At 70.5% G+C, this 13396-nt stretch carries 13 protein-coding genes; 11 read left to right on the top strand and 2 right to left on the bottom strand.

The window, feature by feature from the left end; genetic code table 11:
- Window positions 1-167 precede the first annotated feature (167 nt).
- The 11 genes from rpsM (at window position 168) to glmM (ending at window position 11704) form a co-directional block, all read left to right on the top strand.
- Window positions 168-542 (top strand): 30S ribosomal protein S13, encoded by a 375-nt coding sequence (rpsM, locus tag DEJ29_RS16775; protein WP_017885508.1) that lies wholly within the window; start codon window positions 168-170, stop codon window positions 540-542.
- Between the two features lie 9 nt (window positions 543-551).
- Window positions 552-950, top strand: coding sequence for a 30S ribosomal protein S11 (gene rpsK, locus DEJ29_RS16770; protein WP_017885507.1), 399 nt, complete (start codon window positions 552-554; stop codon window positions 948-950).
- A 205-nt stretch (window positions 951-1155) separates the two neighbouring features.
- On the top strand, window positions 1156-2151 hold the full coding sequence (locus DEJ29_RS16765; RefSeq protein WP_017885506.1) for a DNA-directed RNA polymerase subunit alpha: 996 nt from the start codon (window positions 1156-1158) through the stop codon (window positions 2149-2151).
- A gap of 63 nt (window positions 2152-2214) precedes the next feature.
- Window positions 2215-2793 (top strand): 50S ribosomal protein L17, encoded by a 579-nt coding sequence (rplQ, locus tag DEJ29_RS16760; protein ID WP_071245471.1) that lies wholly within the window; start codon window positions 2215-2217, stop codon window positions 2791-2793.
- A gap of 157 nt (window positions 2794-2950) precedes the next feature.
- Window positions 2951-4069 carry an FUSC family protein gene (locus DEJ29_RS16755; RefSeq protein ID WP_111046471.1) on the top strand — a complete coding sequence of 373 codons (1119 nt, stop codon included), beginning with the start codon at window positions 2951-2953 and terminating at the stop codon, window positions 4067-4069.
- 76 nt (window positions 4070-4145) lie between these two features.
- Window positions 4146-5054 (top strand): tRNA pseudouridine(38-40) synthase TruA, encoded by a 909-nt coding sequence (truA, locus tag DEJ29_RS16750; protein ID WP_111094822.1) that lies wholly within the window; start codon window positions 4146-4148, stop codon window positions 5052-5054.
- The gene (locus tag DEJ29_RS16745; RefSeq protein WP_111092225.1) at window positions 5051-5794 is read left to right on the top strand and encodes an MBL fold metallo-hydrolase; all 744 of its coding nucleotides are present in this window, start codon (window positions 5051-5053) and stop codon (window positions 5792-5794) included. Before truA ends, DEJ29_RS16745 begins: the two co-directional genes overlap by 4 nt.
- A 125-nt stretch (window positions 5795-5919) precedes the next feature.
- On the top strand, window positions 5920-9009 hold the full coding sequence (locus DEJ29_RS16740; protein ID WP_146248319.1) for an ExeM/NucH family extracellular endonuclease: 3090 nt from the start codon (window positions 5920-5922) through the stop codon (window positions 9007-9009).
- Between the two features lie 330 nt (window positions 9010-9339).
- Window positions 9340-9786, top strand: coding sequence for a 50S ribosomal protein L13 (rplM, locus tag DEJ29_RS16735; protein ID WP_027466717.1), 447 nt, complete (start codon window positions 9340-9342; stop codon window positions 9784-9786).
- A 36-nt stretch (window positions 9787-9822) separates the two neighbouring features.
- Window positions 9823-10308, top strand: coding sequence for a 30S ribosomal protein S9 (gene rpsI, locus DEJ29_RS16730; protein ID WP_017885499.1), 486 nt, complete (start codon window positions 9823-9825; stop codon window positions 10306-10308).
- A 22-nt stretch (window positions 10309-10330) separates the two neighbouring features.
- Window positions 10331-11704, top strand: a complete 1374-nt coding sequence (gene glmM, locus DEJ29_RS16725; protein WP_111094823.1) for a phosphoglucosamine mutase — start codon at window positions 10331-10333, stop codon at window positions 11702-11704.
- 112 nt (window positions 11705-11816) lie between these two features.
- On the opposite strand, the gene coaA is transcribed toward glmM, so the two are convergent.
- On the bottom strand, window positions 11817-12761 hold the full coding sequence (gene coaA, locus DEJ29_RS16720) for a type I pantothenate kinase (RefSeq protein ID WP_111094824.1): 945 nt from the start codon (window positions 12759-12761) through the stop codon (window positions 11817-11819).
- Between the two features lie 105 nt (window positions 12762-12866).
- Entirely contained in the window at window positions 12867-13352 is a 486-nt protein-coding gene (locus DEJ29_RS16715; RefSeq protein ID WP_027466713.1) for a glutathione peroxidase, read from the bottom strand.
- Window positions 13353-13396: the final 44 nt, after the last annotated feature.

Genomic DNA, 13396 nt, shown 5'->3' with positions numbered 1-13396 from the left:
GCCGACGGTGTCCATCGGACACCAGGCTGCTCGAGCACGACCCACAACTGAAGATCGACAACGCAGTACCAGAACCCGGTCGCACGACGACCGGGGGACACCTCGGGGCGGAGGCCCGAGCACCGGTACTGCGCCACACCTCCATCGACAACAGGAGCAGCCATCACATGGCACGTCTAGCAGGCGTCGACATCCCGCGCGAGAAGCGCGTGGAGATCGCACTCACGTACATCTACGGCGTCGGCCGTACCCGCGCCGTCCAGGCACTGACGGAGACCGGTATCTCCGGTGACATCCGCGTCAAGGACCTGACCGACGACCAGCTCGTCGCCCTCCGTGACTTCATCGAGGGCAACTTCAAGGTCGAGGGTGACCTCCGCCGTGAGGTCGCCGCCGACATCCGCCGCAAGGTCGAGATCGGCAGCTACGAGGGTCTTCGCCACCGTCGTGGTCTCCCGGTGCGCGGTCAGCGCACCAAGACCAACGCTCGTACCCGCAAGGGACCGAAGCGCACCGTGGCAGGCAAGAAGAAGGCTCGATAGGAGACCCCGATGGCTACCCCCAAGACTGCCGCGCGCAAGCCGCGCCGCAAGGAGAAGAAGAACGTCGCTGTGGGCCAGGCCCACATCAAGAGCACGTTCAACAACACGATCGTCAGCATCACCGACCCGTCGGGTGCCGTCCTCAGCTGGGCGTCCTCGGGTGCCGTGGGCTTCAAGGGTTCGCGCAAGTCGACGCCGTTCGCGGCGCAGCTCGCTGCCGAGTCCGCTGCGCGTCAGGCGCAGGAGCACGGCGTGAAGAAGGTCGACGTCTTCGTGAAGGGCCCGGGTTCGGGTCGCGAGACCGCGATCCGCTCCCTCCAGGCCGCTGGCCTCGAGGTCGGCTCGATCAACGACGTCACGCCGCAGGCGCACAACGGGTGCCGCCCGCCCAAGCGCCGTCGCGTCTGACGCGAGGAGCAACCGGCCGCGCCCTGCTCGTCCCCTGACCGGATCCGTTCCGGCGAGGGCGGGCAGGGCCCGCGGCCATTCCTGGTCGTTCGATCGCGCACGTGTGTGCGCGTGATCACAACTCAACAGACCCGTCGGGGCCCATGCGGCCCCGTCGTACCGCCAAGTGTCATATAGCGGACACTTCGCCGAAAGGAATCCCACAGTGCTCATTGCACAGCGCCCCACCCTGACCGAGGAGCCGATCTCCGAGCACCGCTCGCGCTTCGTCATCGAGCCGCTCGAGCCGGGCTTCGGTTACACCCTCGGCAACTCGCTGCGCCGCACGCTCCTCTCCTCGATCCCCGGCGCGGCTGTCACCAGCATCCGCATCGACGGCGTCCTCCACGAGTTCAGCACCGTTCCCGGTGTCAAGGAAGACGTCACCGAGATCATCCTCAACATCAAGAGCCTGGTCGTCTCCAGCGAGCACGACGAGCCCATCACGGCGTACCTGCGCAAGCAGGGTGCCGGTCAGGTCACCGCAGCGGACATCTCCGCTCCGGCCGGCGTCGAGATCCACAACCCGGAACTCGTCATCGCGACCCTGAACGACACCGCGCGCTTCGAGCTCGAGCTCACGATCGAGCGTGGCCGTGGCTACGTCTCGGCGACGCAGAACCGTTCCGAGTTCAGCGAAGCCGGTCAGATCCCGATCGACTCGATCTACTCGCCCGTCCTGAAGGTCACCTACCGCGTCGAGGCGACGCGTGCCGGTGAGCGCACGGACTTCGACCGCCTGGTCGTCGACGTCGAAGCGAAGCCGGCCATCACGCCGCGCGACGCCATCGCGTCGGCCGGTCGCACGCTGGTCGAGCTGTTCGGGCTCGCTCGCGAGCTCAACACGGCGGCAGAGGGCATCGAGATCGGCCCCGCGCCGGTCGACGCCGTGCTCTCGAACGAACTGCAGACCCCGATCGAGGACCTCGACCTGTCGGTCCGCAGCTACAACTGCCTGAAGCGGGAGGGCATCAACACGGTGTCCGAGCTCGTCGCCCTGTCGGAGACGCAGCTCATGAACATCCGCAACTTCGGTCAGAAGTCGGTGGACGAGGTCAAGGACAAGCTCACCGAGCTCGGCCTGTCCCTCAAGGACACCGTCCCCGGATTCGACGGCGCCCACTTCTACAGCGGGTACGACGAGGACGAGTCCAACAACTGACCTCGCGCTCACGCGCAAGCGCGCTGACACCGCGCGCACCACTTTCACCACTGGAGAACTGACATGCCGAAGCCCACCAAGGGCCCCCGCCTCGGTGGCGGTCCCGCCCACGAGCGCCTGCTCCTGAGCAACCTCGCCAACGCCCTCTTCACGCACGGTCGCATCACGACCACCGAGACGAAGGCCAAGCGCCTCCGCCCGGTCGCCGAGCGTCTCATCACGTTCGCGAAGCGCGGCGACCTGCACGCGCGTCGTCGTGTGATCAGCATCCTGCGCGACAAGTCCGTCGTGCACACGCTGTTCACCGAGATCGCTCCCCAGGTCGAGGACCGCCAGGGCGGTTACACCCGCATCACGAAGCTCGGCTTCCGCAAGGGCGACAACGCCCCGCTGGCGTCGATCGAGCTCGTCCTCGAGCCCGTCTCGAGCACGCCCGCTCCGGTCAAGCGCAACTCGGCTCCGGCCGCTGCTGCCGCCCCGGTCGACGAGCCCGCCGCCGACGAGACCACCGAGGAGGCCCCGGTCGAAGAGACCGAGACCACCGAGGAGTCCGCCCCGGTCGAGACCGAGTCCGAGACCGAGGCTGCTGCCGAGGTCGAGGCCGACGCCGCCGAGAAGTCGGACGACGCCGACACCAAGTAGTCCGGTGCCCTCCGGGGCGCTGCACCACCACGAGGAAGCCCCCGCGACCCAGGTCGCGGGGGCTTCCTCGTGTCCGAAGCTGGTCACGGGTCCGGACACCACGGCACGCACGACGCGCCGCGTATGGTGGCCGACCGGTACGACAGGGAAGGAAGTCATGGCGTTCCAGCACGTTGCGGGTCTGGGGACGAGGGTCTGGCGGTGGAGCCGGACCTCGGGCACGCAGCCGCGCCTGCTGCACGCCGGCAAGGCCGCCGCCGCCGCGGTGATCGCCTGGTTCGTGGCGCAGCACATCCCGGGCGTCGCGGCCGAGTACCCGTACTACGCACCACTCGGCGCCGTCGTCGCGATGCAGACCACGGTGTTCGCGGGCATCCGGAGCGGCGTGCAGACCCTGGTCGGGATCGCCCTCGGCATCCTCATCGCCGCGTTCACGATGTGGGTCGGCGATCCCGGCTTCCTCGCGATCGCGCTGGCGGTCGGCGTCGGGGTGCTCGTCGGCGGGTTCCGCGTGCTGGGCGAGGGCAGCTCGTGGGTGTCCACCGCGGCGCTCTTCGTCCTGCTCGTCGGCGGTGCGCACGCCGAGGGCTACTCGCTCGGGTACCTGGTGCAGATGGCCGTGGGCGTCGTGGTCGGGCTGCTGGTCAACTTCCTGGTGTTCCCGCCGCTGCACTTCTGGGACGCCGAACACCGCATCGACGCGGTGAACGGCGTGCTGGCGGACCACCTCGACGGGCTGGCAGCCGTGCTCGAGGAGGGCAAGCGCGACGAGAAGGCGTGGGACCACCAGCAGGACCGCCTGGACCGTGCGATCGCGGACGTGCGCTCACGGGTGGCGATCGCGCACGAGAGCCGTCGGCTCAACCCCCGTGGTGCCCTGCGCGGGTCGCGAGCGCGGCTCCAGAAGGACGGCGGACGCTTCCGCGCACTGGAGCGGGTCGCCTGGTACACGACCGACCTCACCGAGCTCGTCGCACGCTCCGGTCCGGTGTCCGAGGGCGTCGGGCGTCCCGACCCCGCGTTCGCCACCCCCATCGCCGAGGCACTTCGGAAGATCGCGAGCACGATCCGCGGCGACTCCCCGGAGGACCAGGCCGAAGAGGCCATCGCACGACTCGAGAGCGCGCTCGACGCATCGCGCGAGAACCCCTCGCACGTCGCGGTCACCTCGGCCGCGCTCGTCGCCCTGCGCGGGATCGTCGAGTCCGAGCGACGCGCCACCGACGACCTCGACACCCGGACCGGTCCGTCGGCGTTCGGCCGTCCGCGCGGCTGAGCGGGTACGGGCGGCCGCCGTCCGGCAGACCGAGCGCGGGCCGGGAGGCACGGATCACCCCCGCTACGGTGGTCACGTGGACGAGACGGTCGGCTTCCAGGACCCCGACAGCACGGGCGACGTGCGGCTCCGGCTGGACATCGCCTACGACGGGGCGGCGTTCTCCGGGTGGGCCCGGCAGCCCGGGCTCCGGACCGTGCAGGGCGCGCTCGAGACCGCACTCGCCACTGTCTTCACCCGCTGGGGCGAACCGCCGTTGCTCACCGTTGCCGGACGCACCGACGCCGGGGTGCACGCCACGGGGCAGGTCGCGCACCTGGACCTGTCGGCAGAGCAGTGGGCCGCGCTCACCGCCAAGCGCGGGTCGGGCCGGTCACCGCTCGACGGGCTGCTCAAGCGGGTCAACGGCATCGCGGCACCCGAGGGGGACGTCGTCGTCACCGGAGCTTCGGTGGCGCCCGACGGGTTCGACGCCCGGTTCTCCCCGCTCTGGCGCCGGTACGAGTACCGGATCGCGGACGCCGACGCCCCGCGCGATCCACGTCGACGCGGGCACACGGTCTGGCACGCGGCGCGGCTCGATCCGGCAGCGATGGAGCGCGGTGCGCTGACGTTGCTCGGGCTGCACGACTTCGCGACGTTCTGCAAGCCGCGCGAGGGGGCGACGACCATCCGGACGTTGCAGCAGTTCGGCTGGGACCGCGAGCCGGACGGCGTGCTGGTGGCGCGCCTCCAGGCCGACGCCTTCTGCCACTCGATGGTGCGGGCCATGGTCGGCGCGACCATCGCCGTCGGCGAGGGCCGCTTCGGCCCGGACCGCCTCGAGGAACTGCGCGTCGCCGAGGAGCGCACGAGTGCCTTCAAGACGGCGCCGGCGAAGGGACTGACGCTGACCGAGGTGGGCTACCCGGCAGACGCGGAGCTCGCGCAGCGGGCGGAGCAGACCCGGGCCCGCCGGTCGGTGGACGGTACCGTCGAGGGATGAGCCCGCGTGAACCCCGTTCCGTCGTGTCCGTCGCCCCCGGAGTCGTCTTCGTCGAGGGCCCGGTGTCCAACTGGGTGGTGCTGGCCGAGGAGGACGGCGTCGCGCTGATCGACGCCGGCTACCCGGCCGACACCGACCTCGTGCTCGACACCGTGCGCGCCGCCGGACACGACCCCGCCGACCTCCGACGCGTCTACGTCACGCACGGACACGTCGACCACGTCGGCGGCATCCCCGGGATCCTCGAGCGGTACCCCGACGTCGAGGTGCTCGCCCACGCCGACGAGCTCGCCAACGTGCGCGGACCGGAGCGGCAGCAGGTCACCCCGGCGGAGATCGGCGGCCGGCTCGCCAGCCCCCGCGTGCTCGCCTGGCTGGCACGGGCGATCCGTTCCGACGCCCTGCGACCCACGACCGTGCCGTCCGCTCGCGCGTTCACCGGCGCGGACTTCGCGGGTCGGGCGATCGCGCCCTTCCCGGCCGTCGGCCACACCGACGGCTCGACGGCGTACCTGCTGCCCGCGGCGGACGCGATCGTCACGGGCGACGCGGTCGTCAGCCGGCACGACACCCAGCCCGGGTCGTGGGCCCCGCGGCCGCGGATGATCACACCCTTCTTCACCGCCGACCAGGACCGCGCGCTCGAGTCGGCACGGGCGCTGCCGTTCCCGGCCCTCGTGCTGCCGGGACACGGACCGGCTGTCCGACGCGTGGGCGGGACCTGGCTGCCGATCGGCTGATGCCACCGAACGCGATCGGCTGATGCCGCGCGATCGGCTCGTGCCGCCGCACCGCTGATGTTGCCGAACGCAATCATTTACCTCGACGCAACCTGAATGTCCCCGCAGGTCGGTAGCGTGCGGGCATGGCCAACACCCTCGGGCGCACTCTGCTGTGCGCCACGGCGGCCGCGACGCTCCTCGCGGCCCCACTCGTCACCGTCACCGCAGCGACCGCGAACCCCGAGGGGACCGACCTCGTCATCGAGGAGGCCTACCTGAAGGCGGGGAGCAAGGGCGCGTTCTACAACGAGAAGTTCGTCGAGATCGGCAACCCGACCGACGATGCCGTGTCGCTCGACGGGTGGTCGCTGCAGTACCGCTCCGCCACGGGCACCGGCACGTTCTCGGCCAGTGCGCTGCAGGGCACCGTGCCGGCGAAGGGCACCTTCCTGGTGTCGATGGCGGGCAACGGCGGGGCCACCCCGGCCGGCGAGGACCTGCCCGCCGCCGACGACACCGCGACGCTCAACCCCTCGGGCACCACGGGCACGCTCGTGCTGTCCGACGCCACGGCACCCCTGGCGCTCGCCGCCGGACCCGTCGCCACCGGCACCGACGGCGTGGTCGACCTGCTCGGCTACGGCGCCTCGAACACGTTCGAGTCGGCCGTGCGCACCGTGACCGGGGACAACTCCGTCCCGAACGGCCTGGTCCGCCAGGGCACCACGGACACCGACGTCAACGGTGCGGACTTCTCCGTGACGACGACGCTCACCCCACGGAACGCCGCGGGCGAGACGACGGCACCGACCGAGCCCACGGAACCGACCGACCCGGGTGACGGCGGGACCCCCGCGCCCGGCACGCCCGCCGAGACGGTGACCATCGCCCAGCTGCAGGGCACCACGGACACCTCGCCGTACGCCGGCAAGAACGTCACGACCGACGGCGTCGTCACCGCGGTGTACGGCACCGGCGGCTTCAACGGCTACACGATCCAGACCCCCGGCACCGGCGGCGCCATCGACCTCGGCGCCCACACCGCGTCCGACGCGGTGTTCGTCTTCTCTTCCGCCACCGCCGGCCTGGTGCACGAGGGCGACCACGTGCGGGTCACCGGTGCCGTGTCCGAGTACTTCGGCCTGACCGAACTCACGGTGTCCGGGGCCTCGTCGCTGCAGCAGCTCGACGACACCGTCGCGGCACCGCAGCCCGCCGCGGTCGCGTTCCCGTCGTCCGACGCCCAGCGCGAGTCGCTCGAGAGCATGCTCGTCGCTCCCCAGGGGGCATACACCGTCGCCGACAACTACACGACGAACCAGTACGGCGAGATCGTGCTCGCCAGCGGCACGAAGCGCCTCATCCAGCCGACCGAGGTCGGCCGACCGGGCAGCGCCGAGGCGAAGGCCGTCGAGGCCGACAACGCCGCGCGCAAGGTCACGCTCGACGACGGCGCGAGCACCAACTTCCTGACCCAGGCGAACCAGGGCATCCCGGTGTCGTGGCTCACCCAGGGCCCGGTCACCGTCGGGGCCGCCGCCACCTTCACCGAACCGGTCGTCCTCGACTACCGCAACAACGGGTGGAAGTTCCAGCCGACCGCGCCGATCACGGGTGCGACCCCGGCCACCGACCTGCCGGCGTCGTTCTCGAAGGTGCGCCAGTCGGCGCCGCAGGACGTCGGTGGCGACCTGAAGCTCGCCGGCTTCAACCTGCTCAACTACTTCCCGACCACGGGCGACGAGCTCACCGGCTGCAAGTACTACACGGACCGTGCCGGTGACCCCGTCACGGTGAACTCGGGCTGCGACGCCCGCGGTGCCGCCGAGCAGGAGGACTTCCTGCGCCAGCAGGTCAAGATCGTGAAGGCCATCAACGGCCTGGACGCCGACGTCGTTTCGCTCGAGGAGATCGAGAACTCCGTCCGCTTCGGTCAGGACCGTGACGCCGCCGTGGCCACCCTGGTCGACGCGCTCAACGCCGCCACCGGCAAAGACACCTGGGCCTCCGCGAAGTCCCCGGCCGTCGTGCCCGCGAGCGAGGACGTCATCCGCCTCGCCCTCATCTACAAGAAGGACCGCGTCGAGCCCGTCGGCGAGTCGACGATCCTGATCGACGACGCGTTCACGAACGCCCGCCAGCCCGTCGCGGACGCGTTCCGCCCGGTCGGCGGCACCGCGGACGACGACTTCCTGGTGATCGCGAACCACTTCAAGTCCAAGGGCTCCGGCACCGGCGAGAACGCCGACCAGGGCGACGGGCAGGGGGCCTCGAACGCCGACCGCGTCGAGCAGGCGAAGGCCCTCGTGACCTTCTCCGCCGACATGCAGGAGCAGTACGGCACCGACAAGGTGTTCATGCTCGGCGACTTCAACGCCTACAGCAAGGAGGACCCGGTGGTGGTCCTCGACGAGGCCGGCTACACCGACCTCGGCCCGGCGCTCGACAGCACCGAGTACTCGTACGTGTTCTCCGGCCTGAGCGGCTCGCTCGACCACGTGTTCGCGTCGAAGGCCGCGCTCGAGACGGTCACGGGCGTGGACATCTGGAACATCAACTCGGTCGAGTCGGTGGGCCTGGAGTACAGCCGCTACAACTACAACGCGACGAACCTGTACACCGACGACGTGTACCGGGCGAGCGACCACGACCCGATCCTGGTCGGGTTCGACCTGGACGCCGCGGGCACCGACCCGGGCACGGACCCGACGCCGGTGCCGACGCCGACGCCGACCCCGGTGCCGAACCCGACGCCGACCCCGACCCCGACTCCGGTGCCGCCGGTCGACGGGATCACCCCGCCGGCTGTTCCGGTGGCGCCGTCGGAGTCGTTGTTGACGGAGGCGAACCGTGGTGGTGTGTCTGCTCCGGCGACCGCTCGTGCGGGGGAGACGATCACGGTGACGGTCGGTACTGCGTCGGCTGGTGACGTCGTGAACGTGTGGTTGTTCTCGGAGCCGACGCTGATCGGTACGGCTGTGGTCGCTGCTGACGGGACGGTGCGGGTGACGATCCCGGCGGACACGGTGGCTGGTGTGCACCGTCTGGCGGTGACGGCTGCGGACGGGAGTCTGATCGGGTGGACCCCGATCACGATCACCACGGATGGGCAGCTCGCGTTCACGGGCGCCGCAGGGATGGGTGCCGGTGCGTTGGTGGCGTTCCTGCTGCTCGCGGCGGGCGCGGGCGTGCTGATCGTGCGTCGCCGCAGGACCGCGGCCGCTGCGGAGTAGTCCCCAGGCCCCACGGGCGCACTTGGTGAGCAGGAATGGTCGGGTTCGCACAGCGGACCCGACCGTTGCTGCTCACCATGCGCGGTAAGCGCGACCGCGCGACGGACGGGAGGCGCGGTGCGGGGCCGCCCCGCGCCTCCAGGCCGGCAGTCGGCCGCGTTTGACCGACGTACCCCGCGTCGGCTAGGCTCTCACCTTGGTCTGTGCGCCCCGCGCGCGGACAGTCAGATGAGCCCTCCAACCGAGGTGTTCCCCGTGCTTCTGCCCGTGGAACTCCCGACCGGAGTGGGATTCACGGACTCCTCACCTCGACACGAAAGCAGCACTCCTGTGACTCGCACGTTCTCACCTAAGCCGGCAGACGTCCAGCACGACTGGATCGTCATCGACGCCACCGACGTCGTCCTCGGCCGTCTCGCCACCCACGCCGCGGCGCTCCTGCGCGGCAAGCACAAGGCCACCTTCGCCCAGCACATGGACATGGGTGACTTCGTCATCATCGTGAACGCCGACAAGGTCGCCCTGACCGGTTCGAAGCTCGCGAAGAAGGTCTACTACCGTCACTCGGGGTACCCGGGCGGCCTGACGGCGACCTCCTACCCGGAGATGCTCGAGAAGCACCCCACCCGCGCCGTCGAGAAGGCGATCCGCGGCATGCTGCCGAAGAACACCCTCGGCCGCGAGCAGCTCAAGAAGCTGAAGGTCTACGCCGGCGCGGAGCACCCGCACGCCGCGCAGCAGCCCAAGCCGTACATCTTCGACCAGGTCGCACAGTAGTTCCGGCCACGACGACTTCAAGGACACAGAAAACTCATGGCTCAGATCGCTGATTCCCTCGACCAGACCCCGGAGAGCTTCACCACGGAGAGCGCACCCGCCGCTGCCGAGGCCGCTCCCCGTCAGATCCTCAACGTCTCCGGCGGTGCCGTCGGGCGCCGCAAGGAGGCCATCGCGCGCGTCCGGCTCGTCCCGGGCTCCGGCACGTTCGTCGTGAACGGCCGCACGCTCGAGGACTACTTCCCGAACAAGCTGCACCAGCAGCTCATCAACGACCCCTTCAAGGTGCTCGAGCTCCTCGGCTCGTACGACGTCGTCGCCCGCATCACCGGTGGCGGCCCCTCGGGTCAGGCCGGCGCGCTCCGCCTCGCCATCGCCCGCACCCTGAACGAGATCGACCGCGAGAACAACCGCGCGGCCCTCAAGAAGGCCGGCTTCCTCACCCGTGACGCCCGCGTCATCGAGCGCAAGAAGGCCGGTCTCAAGAAGGCCCGCAAGGCTTCGCAGTTCTCGAAGCGCTAGTCGTCACCGGCTGAAGATCGCAATGCCGCGTCTGTTCGGTACCGACGGGGTTCGTGGTCTCGCCAACGGCGAGCTGACGGCCGCGCTCGCACTGGGTCTTGCCCAGGCGAGCGCGGCCGTCCTCACACACGGACACCATGCCGACGCCCGCCGGGCGTCGGGTCGACCGCGCCCGCGCGCGGTCCTCGCGCGTGACCCGCGCGTCTCCGGCGAGTTCCTCGGTGCCGCCGTCGCGGCCGGGCTCGCCTCGGCCGGCGTCGACGTGCTCGACGCCGGGGTCATCCCCACCCCCGCCGCGGCGTTCCTCGTCGCGGACATCGACGCCGACTTCGGCGTGATGATCTCCGCATCGCACAACCCCGCTCCCGACAACGGGATCAAGTTCTTCGCCACGGGTGGCCGCAAGCTGCCGGACGAGGTCGAGGACCGCATCGAAGCGGCCATGCACGACCACTCCGCACCCACCCCCACCGGCATCGACGTCGGGCGCATCTCGCGGTTCGCCGACGCCGAGGACCGCTACGTGGTGCACCTGCTCGGCACGCTGCCGCACCGGCTCGACGGCATCCACGTGGTGCTCGACTGCGCGAACGGTGCCGCCGCCGGCGTCTCGCCCGAGGTCTTCGTCAACGCGGGTGCCCGCGTGACGCTCATCGGCGCCGACCCCGACGGCTGGAACATCAACGACGGCGTCGGTTCGACCCACATCGACAACCTCGCCCGCGCCGTGCTCGAGCACGGTGCCGACGTCGGCATCGCGCACGACGGCGACGCGGACCGCTGCCTGGCGGTCGACGCCGCGGGCAACGCGATCGACGGCGACCAGATCATGGCGATCCTCGCGCTGTCCCTGCAGGAGCGCGGACGGCTGAAGGGCAACACCCTCGTCGCGACGGTCATGTCGAACCTCGGGCTGAAGCGCGCCATGGCCGACGCGGGCATCACCGTGATCGAGGCCGGCGTGGGCGACCGCTACGTGCTCGAGAAGATGACCGAGGGCGACTACTCCATCGGTGGCGAGCAGTCCGGCCACATCATCTTCAACGAGTTCGCCACCACGGGTGACGGCATCCTGACCGGGCTGCACCTGGTCGCCGAGATGGCGCGCACGGGCAAGACCCTGCAGGAGCTCGCCTCGTGCATGACGGTGTTCCCGCAGGTGCTGCTCAACGTCCGGGGCGTCGATCGCCACGGGCTCGCCGACCAGGGCGTGCAGGACGCCATCGCCGCCGCCAGCGAGGCGCTCGGGGACAGCGGCCGCGTGCTGCTCCGTCCGTCGGGCACCGAGCCGGTCGTGCGCGTGATGGTCGAGGCCGCTTCGCAGGACGATGCCCAGCGCATCGCCGAGGAGCTCGCCGCCGTCGTGCAGGACCGCCTGGCGCTCGACGCCGCGTAGGGGTTCCCTCCGCAAGACACCGGTGTTCGCCGGTTGAACACGTGCATGCCGCGGTTCAGCTCGCGAACACCGGTGTTTTGCGCTGCCCTGCTGGCTGCGCTGCCCCCCCCGCTCAGATCTTGCGGAGCAGGACCGAGTTCACCTTGTGGTTCGCGCCCTTCTTCAGCACCAGCGTGGCGCGGGAGCGCGTGGGCAGCACGTTCTCGATCAGGTTCGGCTCGTTGATCGCCCGCCAGACGTCGGTCGCCGTTCGCACCGCGTCCTCACGCGAGAGCGAGGCGAACCGGTGGAAGAACGAGTCGGGGCTCGAGAACGCCTCTTCCTGCAGGGCGAGGAACCGGTCGACGTACCAGGACTCGATGTCCTTCGTCTTCGCGTCCACGTAGATCGTGAAGTCGAACAGGTCGGACAGCGCGAGCCGCCCGTGCACCGGGGGTGCCAGCACGTTGAGGCCCTCGACGATGAGCACGTCGGGCTGCCGGACGACGATCTCGGCATCGGGCACGATGTCGTAGACCAGGTGCGAGTAGTACGGCGCGCGGACCTCGGTCGCCCCGCTCTTCACCTGGCTCACGAAGCGCAGCAGGGAGCGGCGGTCGTACGACTCCGGGAAGCCCTTGCGGTCCATGATCCCGCGGCGCTCGAGCTCGGCGTTCGGGTACAGGAAGCCGTCGGTCGTCACGAGCTCCACCCGAGGGGTGTCCGGCCAGCGCTTCGTCAGCTCGCGCAGCAGGCGGGCGACCGTGGACTTGCCGACCGCGACGGAGCCCGCCACGCCGATGACGAACGGCGTGCGTCCGGCGCGCTCCCCGAGGAACCGGCTCGTCTCGGCGTGCAGGTTCCGCGCGCCGGCGGCGTAGAGCGTGAGCAGGCGGGACAGGGGCAGGTAGACCTCCTGCACCTCCTGCATGTCCAACCGGTCGCCGAGACCGCGCAGCTGCACGATCTCGGTCTCGGTGAGCGACAGGTGCTCCTTCGGGGCGAGCTGGGACCAATCGTCACGTGGGATCTCCACGAACGGGGTCGGGTGCGCGACGGCGGTCTCCGAGAACGGCATGGGATCGAGCGTACAGACGGGAGGCCCGGGGCACGCGAGCCGACCGGCTCACGTGCCCCGGGCCTCCCGTCCAGTGCTCGGTGCGCGTCCGCAGGACGCGACGCGTCAGGCGGGGAGGGCCGCCTCGATGGCGGCGACGACCTCGGGGGCGTCCGGCTTCGTGGTGGGGCGGAAGCGCGTGACGGTGCTGTCGGGGGCGACGAGGAACTTCTCGAAGTTCCACGCGACGCGGCCGGCCTTGCCGTCGGCGTCCGGGGTCTCCTTGAGGGCCTGGTAGAGCGGGTGGGCGCTCTTGCCGTTGACCTTGACCTTCTCGGACATCGGGAACGTCACGCCCCACGTGGTGGAGCAGTACTCGTCGATCGCCTCGGACGAGCCGAGCTCCTGCAGGAACTGGTTGCTCGGGAAGCCCAGCACCGTGAACCCGCGGGGGCCGTACTGCTTCTGCAGGGCCTCGAGCTGCTCGTACTGCGGGGCGAGGCCGCACCGGGAGGCGACGTTCACGACCAGTACGGCCTTGTCGGCGTAGGCGCCGAACGTGGTGTCCTCGCCGTGCAGCGTGGTGATGGCGATGTCGTCGAAGCGTCCCATGGCCGAAACGTTATCCCCACCCCCGGGACTTCGCAGGGTCGGCG

The organism is Curtobacterium sp. MCPF17_021 (assembly GCF_003234605.2).
Taxonomy (GTDB): Bacteria; Actinomycetota; Actinomycetes; order Actinomycetales; family Microbacteriaceae; genus Curtobacterium; species Curtobacterium flaccumfaciens.
Note: the sequence above shows the minus strand (reverse complement) of the source record. Positions and strands in the feature narration are given on the sequence as shown.